Annotated in this window: 11 protein-coding genes; 3 read left to right on the top strand and 8 right to left on the bottom strand. The window is 73.0% G+C overall.

The features are described from left to right. Positions 1 to 34: 34 nt before the first annotated feature. Together KM842_RS14235 and KM842_RS14230 are read left to right on the top strand one after the other, a co-directional pair. Positions 35 to 4,768 carry an ATP-dependent helicase gene (locus KM842_RS14235; protein WP_216259381.1) on the top strand — a complete coding sequence of 1,578 codons (4,734 nt, stop codon included), beginning with the start codon at positions 35 to 37 and terminating at the stop codon, positions 4,766 to 4,768. Continuing rightward, the gene (locus tag KM842_RS14230; protein WP_216259379.1) at positions 4,761 to 5,540 is read left to right on the top strand and encodes a DNA-formamidopyrimidine glycosylase family protein; all 780 of its coding nucleotides are present in this window, start codon (positions 4,761 to 4,763) and stop codon (positions 5,538 to 5,540) included. Before KM842_RS14235 ends, KM842_RS14230 begins: the two co-directional genes overlap by 8 nt. A 46-nt stretch (positions 5,541 to 5,586) precedes the next feature. Here KM842_RS14230 and KM842_RS14225 read toward each other — a convergent pair whose 3' ends face one another. The 5 genes from KM842_RS14225 to KM842_RS14205 form a co-directional block, all read right to left on the bottom strand. Next, complete coding sequence (locus KM842_RS14225; RefSeq protein WP_216259377.1) at positions 5,587 to 6,108, bottom strand: hypothetical protein; 522 nt, start codon at positions 6,106 to 6,108, stop codon at positions 5,587 to 5,589. 95 nt (positions 6,109 to 6,203) lie between these two features. After that, a complete protein-coding gene (locus KM842_RS14220) occupies positions 6,204 to 8,276 on the bottom strand; it encodes a glycosyl hydrolase (protein WP_216259375.1) in 2,073 nt (690 codons plus the stop codon). Further along, positions 8,273 to 9,013, bottom strand: coding sequence for an efflux RND transporter periplasmic adaptor subunit (locus KM842_RS14215; protein WP_216259373.1), 741 nt, complete (start codon positions 9,011 to 9,013; stop codon positions 8,273 to 8,275). The genes KM842_RS14220 and KM842_RS14215 overlap by 4 nt, the downstream gene beginning before the upstream one ends. Next, complete coding sequence (locus tag KM842_RS14210; protein WP_253206147.1) at positions 9,010 to 10,989, bottom strand: glycosyltransferase family 2 protein; 1,980 nt, start codon at positions 10,987 to 10,989, stop codon at positions 9,010 to 9,012. Before KM842_RS14210 ends, KM842_RS14215 begins: the two co-directional genes overlap by 4 nt. A gap of 388 nt (positions 10,990 to 11,377) precedes the next feature. Further along, complete coding sequence (locus KM842_RS14205; protein WP_216259371.1) at positions 11,378 to 12,298, bottom strand: LysR family transcriptional regulator ArgP; 921 nt, start codon at positions 12,296 to 12,298, stop codon at positions 11,378 to 11,380. 68 nt (positions 12,299 to 12,366) lie between these two features. Between KM842_RS14205 and KM842_RS14200 the strand changes: the two genes are divergently transcribed. Next, the gene (locus KM842_RS14200) at positions 12,367 to 13,233 is read left to right on the top strand and encodes a LysE/ArgO family amino acid transporter (RefSeq protein WP_216259370.1); all 867 of its coding nucleotides are present in this window, start codon (positions 12,367 to 12,369) and stop codon (positions 13,231 to 13,233) included. A gap of 27 nt (positions 13,234 to 13,260) precedes the next feature. On the opposite strand, the gene KM842_RS14195 is transcribed toward KM842_RS14200, so the two are convergent. The 3 genes from KM842_RS14195 to KM842_RS14185 all read right to left on the bottom strand — a co-directional run bounded on the left by KM842_RS14195 (position 13,261) and on the right by KM842_RS14185 (position 16,529). Beyond that, positions 13,261 to 14,733, bottom strand: a complete 1,473-nt coding sequence (locus KM842_RS14195; protein ID WP_216259367.1) for an APC family permease — start codon at positions 14,731 to 14,733, stop codon at positions 13,261 to 13,263. Between the two features lie 73 nt (positions 14,734 to 14,806). Further along, positions 14,807 to 15,685: an HAD family hydrolase gene (locus tag KM842_RS14190; protein WP_216259365.1), complete on the bottom strand. Its 879-nt coding sequence runs from the start codon at positions 15,683 to 15,685 to the stop codon at positions 14,807 to 14,809. 19 nt (positions 15,686 to 15,704) lie between these two features. After that, complete coding sequence (locus KM842_RS14185) at positions 15,705 to 16,529, bottom strand: alpha/beta fold hydrolase (RefSeq protein WP_216259363.1); 825 nt, start codon at positions 16,527 to 16,529, stop codon at positions 15,705 to 15,707. Between the last annotated feature and the right edge of the window lie 160 nt (positions 16,530 to 16,689).

The raw sequence follows: 16,689 nt of genomic DNA, 5'->3' as shown, positions 1-16,689 counted from the left end.
GCTGTCGGTGGTGGAGAGCAGGATGGGCGGGACCATGACGGACGTCTTCGAGCGCTTCTCCCCCGCCACCGCCGAGTGGTTCCGGGGTGCCTTCCGCGAACCGACCGCCGCACAGGCCGGCGCGTGGGACGCGATCTCGACCGGGCAGCACGCACTCGTCATCGCCCCGACCGGTTCCGGCAAGACCCTCGCGTCGTTCCTCTGGTCGATCGACCGCCTCATCTCGGCGACGGACACCCCGCCGGCGAAGCAGCGCACCCGGGTCCTCTACGTCTCCCCGCTCAAGGCCCTGGGTGTCGACGTCGAGCGCAACCTGCGCAGCCCGCTCGTCGGCATCACGCAGACGGCCAAGCGCCTGGGACTCGAGCCGCCGGACGTCACCGTGGGGGTCCGGAGCGGTGACACCCCCTCGTCCGACCGGCAGCGGCTCCTGCGGCTGCCGCCGGACATCCTCATCACGACGCCCGAGTCGCTCTACCTCATGCTGACGTCGAAGGCCCGCGAGACGCTGGTCAACGTCGACACCGTCATCGTGGACGAGGTGCACGCCGTCGCGTCGTCCAAGCGCGGCGCCCACCTGGCCGTGTCGCTGGAACGCCTCGACGACCTGCTCGAGCGGCCCGTGCAGCGCATCGGTCTGTCCGCGACGGTCCGTCCGGCGGAGGAGGTCGCGCGGTTCCTCGGCGGTCGGGCACCGGTCCAGATCATCGCCCCGCCCGCGCAGAAGACGTTCGACCTGCGGGTCGTCGTGCCGGTCGACGACATGACCGAGCTCGGAGCCCCGCCGGTCGGCGCGGACGCGACCTCGGCACCCACGAACGGGTCGATCTGGCCGCACGTCGAGGAGTCCGTGGTGGACCTCGTCGAGCAGCACCGGTCGACGATCGTCTTCGCGAACTCCCGACGGCTGGCCGAACGCCTGACCGCCCGCCTCAACGAGATCCACGAGGAGCGGATGCTCGCGACGGCGGAGGTCGCCGAGCCGGTCGCCGTCGGCGCGGCAGCGGTCACCCAGTCACCGGGGCGCGCCTCCGCGCACGCGCCGGTGGCCCAGCCGACCCGTCCGCCGGCGCAGCTCGTCGGCGCCTCGGGGCAGACCGAGGGCGGCGGGTCGGAGCGGAGCATCCCGGCGCTCGCCCGCGCACACCACGGCTCGGTATCGAAGGACCAGCGCGCGATCATCGAGGACGACCTGAAGTCCGGCCGGCTCCGCTGCGTCGTGGCCACCAGCTCGCTCGAGCTCGGCATCGACATGGGCGAGGTCGACCTTGTCATCCAGGTCGAGGCACCGCCGTCCGTCGCGAGCGGCCTGCAGCGCGTCGGTCGCGCCGGACACCAGGTCGGCGAGATCTCCCGCGGCGTGCTGTTCCCCAAGCACCGTGCGGACCTGGTCAACAGCGCGGTGACGGTCGAGCGCATGGTCTCCGGCCAGATCGAGTCGATCTCGGTGCCCGCCAACCCGCTCGACGTCCTCGCCCAGCACACCGTCGCCGCCGGGGCCATCGACACCGTGGACGTCGAGCACTGGTTCGAACTGGTCCGCCGCAGTGCCCCGTTCAGCGGGTTGCCGCGCTCCGCGTTCGAGGCGACGCTCGACCTCGTCACCGGGCGCTACCCGAGCGACGAGTTCGCCGAGCTCCGGCCGCGCCTGGTCTGGGACCGCGTGCACGGCACCCTGACCGGGCGACCCGGTGCGCAGCGCCTGGCCGTCACGAGCGGCGGGACCATCCCGGACCGCGGCATGTTCGGCGTCTTCATGGTCGGCGAACGGGCCTCGCGCGTCGGTGAGCTCGACGAGGAGATGGTCTACGAGTCCCGCGTCGGCGACGTCTTCGCCCTCGGTGCCACCAGCTGGCGGATCGAGGAGATCACGCACGACCGGGTCCTGGTCAGTCCGGCGTTCGGGCAACCCGGTCGGGTGCCGTTCTGGAAGGGCGACGGGCTGGGACGACCCGCCGAGCTCGGCCGGGCGACCGGCGCCTTCATCCGGGAGGTCGAGTCCGCGTCCGACGAGGACGCCCGCGCCCGGGTGGCGGCCGGCGGGCTCGACGAGCGCGCGGTCACGAACCTCGTCACATTCCTCCGCGACCAGCGCGCGGCCACCGGGCACGTCCCGAACGACACGACGCTCGTCGTCGAGCGCTTCCGCGACGAGCTCGGCGACTGGCGCCTCATCCTGCACTCCCCGTACGGCATGACCGTGCACGCACCCTGGGCCCTCGCCGTCGCCGCCCGCCTGCGCGAGCGGCACGGCATCGACGGCGGTGCGATGGCGGCCGACGACGGGATCGTGGTGCGGATCCCCGAGACCGACGCCGAGCCTCCCGGCGCCGACCTGTTCGTCTTCGAACGCGACGACCTCGAGGCGATCGTGACCGACGAGGTCGGTGGCTCCGCCCTGTTCGCGGCGCGGTTCCGGGAGTGCGCGGCCCGCGCGCTCCTGCTCCCCCGCCGTGACCCGGGCCGCCGTTCCCCGCTCTGGCAGCAGCGGCAGCGGGCCTCCCAGCTGCTCGAGGTCGCGCAGAAGTACCCGACCTTCCCGATCCTGCTCGAGACGGTGCGCGAGGTGCTGCAGGACGTGTACGACGTCCCCGCCCTGCTCGGCATCGCCGACGAAATCGCCCGGCGTCGCATCCGCCTGGTCGAGAGCGAGACCGAGCAGCCGTCGCCGTTCGCCCGCACGCTGCTGTTCGGCTACGTCGCCGCCTTCATGTACGAGGGCGACTCCCCGCTGGCCGAACGCCGTGCCGCGGCGCTGTCCCTCGACTCGACGCTGCTCGGCGAACTCCTCGGCCGGGCGGAACTGCGCGAGCTGCTCGACCCCGCGGTCATCGACGGCGTCGAGCGCGACCTGCAGCGCCTGTCCCCGGACCGCCGCGCGCGCGACGTCGAGGGCACGGTCGACGTCCTCCGACTCGTCGGCGCACTCGACCTCGATGAACTGCTCGACCGCAGCTGGCTCGCCGAGGCGACCGACCGGACCGAGGCCGGCGCGACCATGCGCACGGCCCTCGAAGGACTCGAGCGCGACCGCCGGGTGCTCGCCTTCTCGCACGCGGGGGCCACCCGCTGGGCGGTCATCGAGGACGCCTCCCGGCTGCGCGACGCGCTCGGCGTGCCGCTGCCGATCGGCGTGCCCACCGCCTTCGTCGAGCCGGTCGCCGATCCGCTCGGGGACCTGGTCGGCCGGTACGCCCGCAGTCACGGTCCGTTCAGCACGCAGGAGGCCGCGGCACGGCTGGGCCTCGGCGTCGCCGTCGTGCAGGACACGCTCCGACGCCTCGCGGCCGACCGCCGTCTGGTGGAGGGCGAGTTCCGCCCGGACCGGCAGGGCGCCGAGTGGTGCGACTCCGAGGTGCTCCGGCGCATCCGCACGAAGTCGCTCGCCGCGCTCCGACACGAGGTCGAACCGGTCTCCCCGGACACCCTGGCCCGGTTCATGCCGGCGTGGCAGCACGTCCGCGTCCCCGGCACCCGCGGTGGTCTGCGCGGGATCGACGGCGTGCTGCAGGTCGTCGACCAGCTCTCCGGGGTCGCCCTGCCCGCGAGCTCGTGGGAGTCCCTCGTCCTGCCGGCACGCGTGTCCGACTACGCGCCGAGCATGCTCGACGAACTGACCGCGACGGGCGAGGTCCTCTGGTCCGGCGGCGGCACCCTGCCGGGCAACGACGGCTGGGTGCGGCTGCACCTGGCGGACACCGCGGCCACGACCCTGGCCGAGGCCGCCGGCGACGAGACGACCGAGCTGCAGCGCGACGTGCTCGGTGCCCTGGCCGGTGGCGGTGCCTACTTCTTCCGGCAGCTCGGCCAGGCCGTCGGGAGCACCGACGACAAGGCGCTGACGACCGCCCTCTGGGACCTCGTCTGGGCCGGCCAGATCACGAACGACACCTTCGCGCCGCTCCGGGCGATGCTCGGCGGCGCGGCCCGGACGACGAGTGCGCCGCGGACCCGTGCGTACCGCGGCCGTCGTCGCCCGACGCTGCCGACCCAGTCCGGACCGCCGAACGTCGGCGGCCGCTGGTCGCTCCTGCCGCTCGCCGAACCGGACGCCACCGTCCGTGCTGCGGCGACCGCCGAGCTCCTGCTCGAGCGGTACGGCGTCGTCACCCGCGGTGCCGTGCAGGTCGAGGGTGTGCGCGGTGGGTTCGCCGGTGTGTACCGGGTCCTCGCGAAGTTCGAGGAGTCCGGTCGCGCTCGACGCGGGTACTTCGTGGAGGGACTGGGTGCGGCGCAGTTCGCCACCGGCCCGACGGTCGACCGGCTGCGCACCTACGCGAAGGACCTCGACGACGAGGAACGCGCCGACCCGGAGCGCGTGTGCGAAGCGCTGACGCTGGCGGCCACCGACCCCGCGAACCCGTACGGCGCCGCGCTGCCCTGGCCGCACGACGCCGGCGACGCCGGCGACGCCGAGGGTGCGGACGCCCCGGACGCCGCCGCCGCACCGGCCACGTCGACCACCACCACGGCGAAGTCCGGACGCGGTCACCGTCCCGGGCGGAAGGCCGGCGCGCTCGTCGTCCTGGTGGACGGGCAGCTCGCCGTCTACGTCGAACGCGGCGGCAAGAGCGTGCTGACCTTCACCGAGGACCCCGCCGACCTGGCCGCGGCCGCGACGTCGATCGCCGCGACCGTGCGCTCCGGCCTCGGCAAGCTGTCGGTCGAACGGGTGAACGGGGTGTTCGTCCTCGAGTCGGCACTCGGCGCGGCCCTGCGCACCGCCGGCTTCACCGCCACCCCGCAGGGACTGCGTCTCCGTGCCTGAGGGCGACACCGTCTTCCGCGCCGCCGCGCGCCTGCACGCCGCGCTGGCGGGGAAGGTCCTGACGCGCAGCGACTTCCGGGTGCCCGCGTTCGCGACGCTCGACCTGGTCGGCCGCACCGTCGACGAGGTCGTGCCGCGCGGCAAGCACCTGCTGCACCGGATCGGCGACCTCACGGTGCACTCGCACCTCAAGATGGAGGGCCGGTGGGACGTCTACCGCCCGGGTGAGCGCTGGCGCCGTCCGGCGTTCCAGGCCCGGGCCGTGCTCGACGCCGAGGACGTCTCGACCGTGGGCTTCACGCTCGGGGTGCTCGAGGTCGTGCCCCGCGACCAGGAGTCCACCGTCGTCGGGCACCTCGGCCCGGACCTGCTCGGCTCGGACTGGGACGCCGACCTGGCACTCGCGAACCTCACCGCGGACCCGGCGCGACCGGTGGGGCTCGCCCTCCTCGACCAGCGGGTGATGGCGGGGCTCGGGAACGTCTACCGCAACGAGCTCTGCTTCCTGCGGGGTGTCCTGCCGACGCGCCCCGTCGCCGAGGTGCGCGATCCCGCTCGGATGGTGACCATGGCCTCCCGGCTCATCGTCGCGAACCGCGACCGGAGCAACCGCGTGACCACGGGGGTCGACCGCCCGGGGCAGCGCTTCTGGGTCTACAACCGGGCCGGCAAGCCGTGCCTGCGCTGCGGCACCCGCGTGCGGTCCGGGGACCTCGGCGAGTCCGAGCTCACGCTGCGGGACACCTACTGGTGCCCGCGCTGCCAGACCTGACGGCGGTCGGCGCGGGTGCGGCCCGCGCCGCCACGCTGTGGGCGGCTCAGTGGTCGACGGCCTCGACGATGCAGCTCTGGACCTGCTTCGCGGCCTCCGAGGTCTCGGAGAACGCGGACGGCGCCGCCGTCGCGGATCCCTGCTCGTCGCCGACAACGTCCTCGGCGACCTTGTTGACGGGGAAGACCATGCCGTCGAAGTCCTCGGCGGTCGGGTCCTCCTCGGTGCCCCAGATGCCGACCTCGTCGTCGTTCGGGTCGTCGCTCGTGTTCGGTGCCACCGAGACGCCGAGGTACCAGCCCTCGTCGCTCTTCGTGACGCTCACCACGTCGGTGTCGTCGTGCGGGCCGACGGCCTCGTCGATGACGTCGACCGCGGCGCTCGAGGCGACCCCGCACGGAGCGGCGTTGCGCTGACCGGGGTCGGAGCGGGTGGCGGACTCCTCGGAGCCGGGCACCTTCCCGACCGGGTTGCCGTTCTGGGCGCCGGCGTTCGAGCAACCGCCGAGCAGCAGGCCGACGGTGGCGAGGCCGACGAGGGTGGCGGTGGTCTTCGCGCGCAAGGTCATGCTGTGGACGGTAGGCCGCCGGAGGTGTGCCGGAGCCCAGGAGCGCGTCCCCCGATCCGCGCTCCCAGGCCCCGGTCCGCCGTTCCCGGCCCGGACTACCCGCGGGACATGATCCACGCGAGGAGGTACGAGCGGGTGTTGCCGGTGTCGATGTGCTCGGCCGGCAGCTCCTCGGCCGCCGCCAGGGCCGCCTTCGCCTCGGCACCCGACGCGAGCGCCCGGTACATGAGCAGGTAGTCGCCGAACTGCACCGCGTAGTCGCCCTCCGGCACCGCCTCGGCCAGGACCCGGGCGATCTGCCGCTTCCCGCCCGCGGCGACGTAGCCGGTCGCGACCGCCGGCATCGGGATGAGCTCGATGCCCGCCGGTGCCGCCGGGTCCGCGCTGAACCACGTGGCGTGGTCCCGCTTGCCGCCCCAGTTCAGCGACACGATCGTGTGCTCGAACCCGGGGAACGCCCGGAGGTCGGGGTCGAGGACGTCACGCTGGGCGGACACGGCCTCGTTCGCGAGCAGCCAGTCGCCGAGCTGCTCGGTGGCACGCGACCCGGAGACGGCGCCCCATCGGGCGAGTCCGTTCCAGGCCGACACGGCCTCCGACGAGGACTCCTGGTTGTTCCCGTCGGCGAACGGCGAGTACCCCGACGCCCACGAGTGCTGCGCGTACGGGTCGTACACGCGGAGCTCCGGGAACACCGCGGTGGCCTCGGGCGACGCGATGTCCGCGGCGACCAGGTCGAGCACGGGCCGCCACTTCGCCACCAGCTCGTCCGAGCCGTCGGCCACGATCGCCGCCGCCGACAGCAGGTAGCCGTAGTGGAAGTGGTGGTCGTTGAACTCGTCCGACCCGTACGAGGGCGCCTGGCCGACCAGGCCCTTCACGGTGTCGTCGTACCGGAAGCACCGCGTGCCGCTGACACCGCACCCGTCCGGGTCGGTCCACTGGTCGATCTGCGCCACGAGCTGCCCGCGCAGCCCCGTGGCGACGTCGTCCAGGTCGAGCTGGGTGGCGAGCCGGTACAGGTTCGCGACGCGGTACAGGTCCTTCCCGCCGCCGTAGCTGTCGGCGCCGAAGGACGCCTCGGAGACGTCTCCGGCGTCGGCGCGCACCTGGGCGGTCAGGCGCTCCCGCTCGGTCGACGACAGGTCGGACAGGTCCAACCGGTCGTCGGCCTGGAGGCTCGGGGCCGCGAACCGAAGCACGTCACCGGTGCAGACGGGCGCCGCCCCGGTGATGGTCGCGTAGTGCAGACCGGTGCAGTCCAGGCCGGTCGCGCCCTGGCCGGGCTGCGGCACGACGACCGTGTCGCCACGGGCCGCGGTGCGGTAGCCGAGCGCGGTGCGCTGCTCGCCGTCGGTCGCGGACCCGGTCGACGACCGGGCGAGCGTGACCCGCTGCAGCGGGGACGCCGCCGCGGCGGACAGCGCCCGCACCTGCTGAGAGGTCGCGTCGTCGGGCACGGGGAACAGCACGACGGTGCCGCCACGCGGGAGGGCGATCCTGCTGCCGTCGAGGTCGCCGCTCGTGACGACGCCCCACGTCCGGCCGTCGGCGGCGACGGTGCCCGTCGTCGTGCCGTCGGGACCGTCGCCGGTCGCGGTGACCGGCCCGGTGGCGGTGGTGGTCTGCGCACGCTCGGCCGTGTACGACACGAGCGGCGAACCCTGCGCGAGGACCGTGTGCCCGAGCACGGTCGACCCCTTCCGGTGCTCGACCGTCACCGAGACCTGGTCGTACGCGGAGACCAGTGTGCGGTCGGCACCGAGGTCGAGACCGACCTGCTGCACCGCTCCGCCGGCGATCGTCTTCTCGGTCGCGCTCACGACCGGGAGCCCGGCGGCGAACCCGTCGTCGGTCACCTGCCACGAGATCGGCGTCGGGAAGACCGGCTGCGGGGCGGCGCCGTAGACGAGGCCGGAGAACCACCGGTTCGTCGGCGGGACCAGTCCGTCGGCGAGCCGCATGCTGCCCGCGGTGGTCTTCGTCACCGCACCGAGCGCGGCGACGCCGCGCTGCTGGGCTGCACCGTCCACCGAGGGCGAGGCGCTCCCGGTGGTCCGGTCCGCGCCTCCCGTCCGGGTCTCGGGGGCGGTGCCGGTGCAGGCGGTGAGCACGAGTGCGGACGCGGCCACGAGGGCGACGGCGCCGGCACGGAGCCGCACGCTCACAGTCCGATCTGACGGAGGAAGTCGCGGAACCCGTCGGCGACGCCGGCCAGGCGGCCGTCGTCCCGCAGGTGCAGCGTCGCGTCCACCGGGGTGCCGGGGCTCGTGACGCCCGACGACGGCGAGGATGAGAGCTCGGGGCTCTCGACCGCGACGGTCGTCTTCGCCTGACCGTCGGCGTCGGTGACGACGCTGACGTTCTTCACGGTGCCCTGGATGGAGCGGTCGTTGGGCAGGAGCAGGTCGACGGTCGCGCCGTCGGAGATCCGGCCGTAGTCGCGCGGGCTGACGAGGAACTCGCTCGTCACGAACAGGCTCTTCGCCTTGTGGATCGTGCCGAGTTCGGAGCCGGCCTGCACGTAGCCGCCGGCCTTCACGTCGAGCTTCGCGACGGTGCCGGAGACCTCGGCCTTGAAGGTGATGAGGCCGTCGCGCTCGATCTCGTACGCGCTCGTGGTGGTATCCGACCCGACGACGCCCTTCCGGATGTCCTGGGCGAGCTGGAGGCTCTGGACCTGCATGAGCTCCTGGCCCTCGCGGACGGTGTCGCCCTCCTCCACGTACTCCTCGGTGACCGTTCCGCCGTAGTCGGTGCCGACGGCGTACTCCTGCGCGCTGATCGCGGCGGAGGCACTCGTCACGGCGCTCCGGCGCTGGTTGAAGACGAGCGTGCAGGCCGCGACGACGACGAGCACGACCAGGATGCCGCCGTACAGGCGGAGTCGGTTGGTCCAGGTCATGATGCGACCTCCACGGGGGTCGGGGTTCCGGATGCGGCACTGGCGGCGATGACGTCACGCGCGGGCTGCAGCGAGTCGGGGTGGACCACCTGGGTCCGGAGTGCGGGAGCCGGTTCGAGACCGGCGGTGAGCACGAGCACCGGGGCGGTGTCGGCGTCGCGCTCCTGCCGTGCGGCGCGGCGGTTCGCCGACTGCTCGCGGAGCGCGGTGACGATGAACGCGCCGAAGATGATCGAGTTCGTGATGTTCCACGCCGTCGCCAGGGTCAGCTGCCCGTTCGACACGTCACGCCAGATCGCGACGACGCTCGTCAGGGTCAGGAACACGAAGACGAGCACCTGGGGCACGATGAAGTTGAACGGCGACGGTGCCCGTCCCCGGCCGGCTCCGGTGACGTGCCAGGCCTGCTCCTTCCCGCACAGCACGTTCCAGAGCGCACGGGCGTAGATCGGGAACGACACCGCGGCGAGCAGCAGCGTCTCGTACCGGAACGACCCGAGGGCGTAGAACGCCAGGACGACCTGCATGAGGTAGAAGCCGAGGTAGAAGAGCACCCACTCGCCGACGCCGATCGACATGTTCATCGGGCGGAGGTCGAAGAAGATCTCCAGCGGCGGCACGAGGAGCAGCAGCCCGGGCACGATGCCGGTGAGGTAGAAGCTCGCGGTCACGAAGTACTGCAGGCGCTGGTCCATCGTCAGCTTGCGCTTCGGGTTGAACGGGAAGTGGGTCAGCAGGATCTCGAACCCGCCGGTCGCCCAGCGGAGCTGCTGCTTGCTGTACGCCTCGATGGTCTCGGGGGCGTCACCGACGGCGAGGGTCATCGGGATGAAGACCGACTTCCAGCCGCGCTCGTGCAGGTGCAGGCTCGTCCAGACGTCCTCGGACTTCGAGTCGGTGTGGATGCCACCGATGTCGTCGATCGCGGCACGGCGGAAGATGACGTTCGTCCCGACGCAGAAGGCCGCGTTGAAGCGGTTCCGACCGGGCTGGATGAAGCGGTAGAACACCGTCTGCATGTAGCCGGCGCCGCGGGAGACGAGGTTGTGCAGGTTGCCGTACGTCTGCGGGGTCTGCACGAAGGCGATCGACCCGTCCGCGAAGAACGGCACCGTCTCGAACAGGAAGTCCCGCGACGGCACGAAGTCCGCGTCGAAGACCGCGAAGTAGTCGCCCTTCGCCAGGGTCAGGGCGTGGTTGATGTTGCCCGCCTTCGCCCCGTTCGACGACAGGCGGCGGACGTAGCGGGCCCCGAGCCGGTCGGCGAGGGCGCGCACGTCGTCGCTCCGACCGTCGTCGAGGATCCACGTGCGGTGCTCGCCGCGCATCGCGACGGCCGCGGCGACGGTGGCCGCGATCTTGGTCAGCTCCTCGCCGTAGACGGTGATGAACACGTCGACCGTGACCCGCTGGCCGCGCATGCGCATCGGCCAGAGGTGGCTGCGCCCGGTGAGGTCGCGACGGTCGATCTCGTCGAGGTCGAACAGCGTGTCCTGCGTGTTGTGGAACGCGAAGTCACGCGGGTCGGTGCCGCCGGACAGGATGGTCCACATCGACAGCAGGGACTGTCCGACGAGGACGCTCTCGGCGACGATGACGAGGCCGTACGGCAGGAAGTCGCCGCGGTTCGCCGGGTTGAGCAGGAACACCGCGTACGTGACGACACCGAGCGTCGCCAGCAGGACGATGAGCACCATGACCGGGCTGTGTGCCCGGGTGTCGGCTCGTCCACGACCGGACGGGAGCATGCCCGTGCGGCGGCCGGTGACCTCGGCCTGCGGTGCGGTCGCCGTGCCGGCGCGGTCACCGGCCGGGGTGCCGGCGGGGCCTCCGGCGGGGCTGCCGGTGGAGGCTCGACGACCGGAGCGGCGGCGGGGCTGCTCGTCGGCCGGGACCTCGACCACGGCGCGGTCGTCGGGTTCGGTCAGGGGTGCGGAGGTCGTCCGGGGTCGCCGGACGTCCGTGGGTGCGGACATGCGCGTTCTCCTGTCGGGTGTCGGAGATGTCGGTCCGTCCTGCCCGCGGGGGCACGACGGATGACGGGTGTCGGCGACGATGGCGACAGGTCCCGGACCAGGGAGGGTCCGGCGCGGACGGAGGCTAGGGTTCCTCGTCCGTGGCACGGTGCACGCCGTGGGTGCGGCAGGCACCGGAGGATCCGCCCTCGGGAGGCGGATCGGGTTCGGTGTGTTCGGGTGGTGCTCACGACGGCCCGCGCCGTCGGTGGTGCCGATCGTACGACACGGTGCGCCGCCGGTTCGTGACGATCGTGTGAACAGGCCCCTGATCGGTGGTCGTCCGCGCGATCCGACGCCGGACGCGCGTTCCGCGGACAACCGGGCGGAGCGGACGGCGTCGGGCGTGTCAGCCGGGCTGGTGCAGGCGCGCCCCCGCGACCGACCGGACCGCGTCCGTCACGCGGTCGAGCAGCGGTGACGACGTGGTCCAGCGCTGCCACCACAGCACCACGTCCGCTCGTCGCCCCGGCGTCAGCTCGACGAGGGCTCCCCGCTCGAGCGCCCCGAGGCACTGCGCCTCGGGCAACATCCCCCAGCCGAAGCCGAGCTCGACCGCCCGGGCGAAGTCCGCCGAGGTCGGGACGAAGTGCCGCGGTCCTCGGGGTGCGTGCCCGAGGACCCGGCGCAGGAAGCCCTGCTGCAGGTCGTCGTCGCGGTCGTAGTCGACGAGCGGCACCCGGTCGAGGCGGGTCGTCATGCGGCGTTCGGTGTCCGCGCCCTCGAGGTACCGCCGGACGAACGACGGCGCCGCGACGGCCCGGTAGCGGTCCACCCCGAGCGGGACGGACGAGCACCCCTGCACCGGCTCGGCCTCGGCCGTCACCGCCGCCGTGACGGTGCCGGCCCGGAGCAGCTCGGCGGTGCGGTCCTGGTCCGCGCGGTGCAGGTCGAACACCACGTCGGTGTCGCGGCGGACGAGGTCGAGCGCGTCGAGGAACCACGTGGCGAGGGAGTCCGCGTTGACGGCCAGGGCGATCGAGGGCGTCCGGCCCGGGCCGTCCGCGTCCGACACCGCGAGTGCCCGCGAGGTCTCGGCGTCGAGCAGCCGCACCTGCCGCGCGTGCCGGAGGACGACCTCGCCGTCGGGCGTCGGTCGGATCGGGGTGGTCCGCTGGAGGAGCACCCGACCGACGAGCTGCTCCATCGCCTTGACCCGCTGCGAGACGGCCGACGGTGTGATCGCCAGCTCGCGGGCGGCGGCGTCGAAGGTGCCCGTGTCGACGGCGGCGAGCAGGGTCTCGAGGTGGTCACGCTGGAACTGCACCATCAGCGCAGCTTACGGTGCGACAGGAACATGAGCTGGCCTGTGGACAGCGCGGGCCGTACCGTTCGGGTGTGACCGCGCTCCTGCCCCTCCTCTCCGGCCTCGGGACCGGCCTGGCCCTGATCGTCGCCATCGGGGTGCAGAACACGTACCTGCTGCGCCTCGCCGTCAGCGCCCGGCTGGCCGTCGTCGCGGTCGCGGTGGCGGTCTGCGCGCTGTCGGACGCGGCGCTCATCGTCGCGGGGGTCCTCGGGGTGGGGGCGGTCGTCGAGCGGGTGCCCGCCGCGCTGCTGGTCGTCCGCTTCGTCGGCGCCGCCTTCCTGCTCACCTACGGGGTGCTCGCGGCCCGGCGTGCCCTGCGTCCGTCCGGCGATGCCGTGCGCCTCGACGACCGGGCCGCGGAGGACGGGGTGCCCGTCGCCGCCCCGACGACGATGGACGCGACGACGGCGCTCGCGACGACGGCGGCGGATGCGGCGGCCGGACCGGCGGCCGACGTCGGCTCCGGCACGGCGGGCCCGGCGTCCGACGTCAGCCCCGGCACGGCGGGCCCGGCGTCCGGACCGGCCGCCCTGGAGGCGCGACCCGCGTCGACGAGCCGCACCGCGCCTCCCGGCCGGGTCGGTCCCGGCACCACGGCGGCACCGACCATGCGGGCCGCGGTCCTGACGATGCTCGTCTTCACGTGGGCGAACCCGCACGTGTACCTCGACACGCTGGTGTTCCTCGGCTCCGTCGCGAACCAGCAGGGCGTCGACGAGCGCTGGTGGTGGACGGTCGGCGCGGTCGCGGCGAGCTGCCTGTGGTTCGGGGCGCTCGGCTTCGGCGGGCGACTGCTCCGGCCGCTGTTCGCGAGGCCGGTGACCTGGCGGGTGTTCGACGCCCTCGTGGCCGTCGTGATGCTCGCCTTCGGGGTGATCCTGCTCGTCGGTGCCTGACAGCCGGCGCCGGCCGACGCGGGACCGCTACTCGCGCATCGACCTGCCGACGCGGCTGTGGCGGCGGCTGTAGCCGAAGTAGATCGCGAAGCCGATGGCGAGCCACACGACGAAGCGCAGCCAGGTCTCGACCTCGAGGTTGAGCATCAGCCAGAAGCAGAGCACCGCGGACAGGATCGGGATGACGGGCGACCACGGCACCCGGAAGGAGCGCGGTGCGTCGGGGCGGGACTTCCGGAGCACGATGATGCCGATCGACACGAGCACGAAGGCCGACAGCGTGCCGATGTTGATGAGGCCCTCGAGCTTCTCGACCGGCGTGAACCCGGCGAGGACCGCCACGACGATGCCGGCGATGACCTGGACACGGACCGGGGTCTGCGTCTTCGGGTTCGTCACCGAGAACCAGCGGGGCAGCAGGCCGTCCCGGCTCATCGAGAAGACGATGCGGGACAGGCCGAGGAGCAGCACCATGACGACCGTGGTCAGGCCGATGAGCGACCCGATCGCGATGATGCCGGCGGCCCAGGGCAGGCCGACGATGTCGAACGCCGAGGCGAGGGACGGGGTGTCCTCCTGCGCGAGCCGCTGGTACGACACCATCCCGGTGATCACGATGCTGACGCCGACGTAGAGCAGCGTGACGATGCCGAGGCCGATGAAGATGCCGCGCGGGAGCGTCTTCTGCGGGTTCTCGGTCTCCTCGGCACTGGTCGCGACGACGTCGAAGCCGATGAACGCGAAGAACACCAGGGACGCGGCGGCGAGCAGGCCGAAGACGCCGTACTGCGCGGGCGCCGAACCGGTGGCGAAGGACACCAGGGACTGGGTGAGGAAGCTGCCCTCGGCGCCCTTGGTCGGCTCGGCTGCGGGGATGAAGGGCGTGAAGTTCGCGGCCTTGACGAAGAAGGCACCGACCACGATGACGAACAGGACGATCGCGACCTTGATGATCGTGATGACGGCCGAGACGCGGCTGGACAGCCGGGTGCCGAACGCCAGCAGCGCGGTGAACACCGCGACGATGAGCACCGGGCCCCAGGCGAACCCGACCGGGCCGAGCGCGATGGTGTCCGGCAGCGTGACCCCGAACACGTCGAACGCGGTGCTGAGGTAGATGCCCCAGTACTTCGCGATCACGGCGCTGGCGGTCAGGGTCTCGAGGATGAGGTCCCACCCGACGATCCACGCGAGCAGCTCGCCCATGGTGGCGTACGTGAACGTGTAGGCCGAGCCGGCGACCGGGATCGTCGAGGCGAACTCGGCGTAGCACATGATCGCGAGACCGCAGGTGACGGCGGCGAGGATGAACGACACGATGACGCCCGGGCCGGCGAAGTTCGCGGCGGCGTTCGCCCCGACCGAGAAGATGCCGGCGCCGACCGCGACCGCGATCCCCATCGCGGCGATGTCGAACGTCTTCAGGGAGCGCTTGAGCGAGCGCCCCTTCTCGTCGGCGTCGGCGAGCGACGCCTCGATGGACTTGGTGCGGAGGGCCATGGGACGTTCCCGTCATCGGAGCAGGCGGACCCGGGAAGGGTAGTGGTATACCGCACGCTCCCGCAAATGGGAGTCAGCCCTCGCGGCCCGCACGCCAGGCGCGGAGGAAGCGCGCGCCGGCCTCGTCGTGGATGATCCCGTCCGGCGCGGTGAGGACCGGGTACGGCGTCTCGGGCACCCCTTCGGCCGGACGCACGTCGACGTGGGCGACCTCGTGGCCGTTCGCGTGCAGCCAGTCCGCCATCGCGTAGTCGCTCCGGGAGTCGCCGACGGTGCGCCAGGCGACGGGCAGGGCACCGTCCTGGGCGAGCAGTCCGAGCGCCCGCTCCGCGCCGAGGTCCTTGCCGCTGCGGTCGGACTCGACGTCCGTCGAGATGATGGTCGGGTCGACGCGCCACGCGACCGCACCCTGTCCGTCGGGCCGGACGTCGTCGAGGCGGCGGACGCCGAGCCCGCGTCGCTCGAGGGCGGCCATCGCCTGCGCGTCGAACGCGGGCTGCCGCGCCAGGTAGTCGGCGTTGTCGACCGTGACGAGCTGTTCGATGGAGACCATCGCGTGCTTCGTCTCGTCGAAGAAGACCAGGTCGGCGTACTCGTCGCGCACGAGCTCCCGCATCTCGTCGGCGAAGTCCCGCGGCAGCGCGAGGTCCTCGGCGACGGTGAGCTCCCCCGTGCCGCCCGGGAACTGCGGGCCGATCGAGCACCAGACCGCGCCCTTCTCGCAGACCGCGTGCACCCGGCCGCCGGCGGCGAGTCCACCGTCGAGCAGTGGTCCGACGACCTGTTCGCGGATGAAGGCGTCGCTGCGGCCGGTGTTGAACACGACCGGGATGCCCTCGGCGGCGAGCGCGACGAGGTCCTCGACGATGCTCGGGATCGCGATGGTGCGCGAGAGGGGACTGGCGATCGGGCCGTCGACGTCGAGCAGGAGTCCGAGGCGGGGTGCGTTCACCCGTCCATCCTGGCCCACGTCAGCGCGGGTCGGGACTGCGTTCCCCGAGCAGGAAGGTGTCGACGGCACCGCGCAGGACACCCGGGTCCGGCACGTGCCCCTGGCCCTCGAGCACGACGGCGGTCGACCCGGGCACCGTCTCGACCACGGCGTCGGCGGCCCCGCGGGCCCAGACGGCGCCGGTGGTGCCCGCGGCGACGAGCACCGGGACGCCGACCGCTGCGAGCACCCGCTCCGGGACGACCAGGCCGCCGAGGACCCGGACGTCGCGTGCGAGGACCCCGGCGTCGGCGAGCAGCGCCTTCCAGAGCTTCGGCTTGAGCGGCACGGCGGACACCTGCAGCATCGGCACCCCGAGCACGCGGGTGAGGTAGGCGCGGACCGCGGCGGCACGACGACCGCCCGCGATCATCTCGTCGAGCCGGTCGGCGAACAGGACGTCGTCGGCGCGGGCGTCGACGCTCGCTCGGTACGGCGGTTCGTAGAGGACGGCCCGGCCCACGGGGACGCCCGCGGCCACGGCGTGCAGGACGACGCCCGCGCCGACGCAGAGGCCGAGCATGTCGACCGGGGCGTCGACGTCGGCGACGACCGCCGCGAGGTCCTCGACCTCGCGCTCGACGGACCAGGGTCGGGTGTCCCCGCTCTCGCCGCGCCCACGACGGTCGTAGGTGACGATGCGGTAGCGGTCCGAGAACGCCGCGACGATGCCGTCGACGTACGGGGTGCCGCGGTGGTCGAAGGCGCCACCGACGAGGACGAGCGCGGGGCCGTCCCCGCTCGACGAGACCGCGATGCGCGTGCCGTCCGCGGACAGCACCGATCGCTCGGCGGTGGTCGTCATGGGGTCCTCGTCCAGTCCTGACGGCGTGCGGGTCGTCCCCGGTCGTGCGGCACCGGTGTGTGCCACACGCATCTCGGGCGACGCTGATCTCGGCTCACGGTGATCGTGGGCCACGTCGTCGATGGCGAGTCTGACAGGCGGAGGGGCCCGCGTCACCACC

Origin of the sequence: Curtobacterium sp. L6-1 (assembly GCF_018885305.1) — a bacterium.
Lineage (GTDB): Bacteria > Actinomycetota > Actinomycetes > Actinomycetales > Microbacteriaceae > Curtobacterium > Curtobacterium aetherium.
This window is presented reverse-complemented; position numbering and strand designations above follow the sequence as displayed.

Excerpts from the sequence above, each read along its gene's own strand:
- KM842_RS14235 (WP_216259381.1), top strand. The coding sequence starts at position 35 with ATGACGGACGTCTTCGAGCGCTTCTCCCCCGCCACCGCCGAGTGGTTC.
- KM842_RS14225 (WP_216259377.1), bottom strand. The coding sequence starts at position 6,108 with ATGACCTTGCGCGCGAAGACCACCGCCACCCTCGTCGGCCTCGCCACC.
- KM842_RS14215 (WP_216259373.1), bottom strand. The coding sequence starts at position 9,013 with ATGACCTGGACCAACCGACTCCGCCTGTACGGCGGCATCCTGGTCGTG.
- KM842_RS14210 (WP_253206147.1), bottom strand. The coding sequence starts at position 10,989 with ATGTCCGCACCCACGGACGTCCGGCGACCCCGGACGACCTCCGCACCC.
- KM842_RS14205 (WP_216259371.1), bottom strand. The coding sequence starts at position 12,298 with ATGGTGCAGTTCCAGCGTGACCACCTCGAGACCCTGCTCGCCGCCGTC.
- KM842_RS14195 (WP_216259367.1), bottom strand. The coding sequence starts at position 14,733 with ATGGCCCTCCGCACCAAGTCCATCGAGGCGTCGCTCGCCGACGCCGAC.
- KM842_RS14185 (WP_216259363.1), bottom strand. The coding sequence starts at position 16,529 with ATGACGACCACCGCCGAGCGATCGGTGCTGTCCGCGGACGGCACGCGC.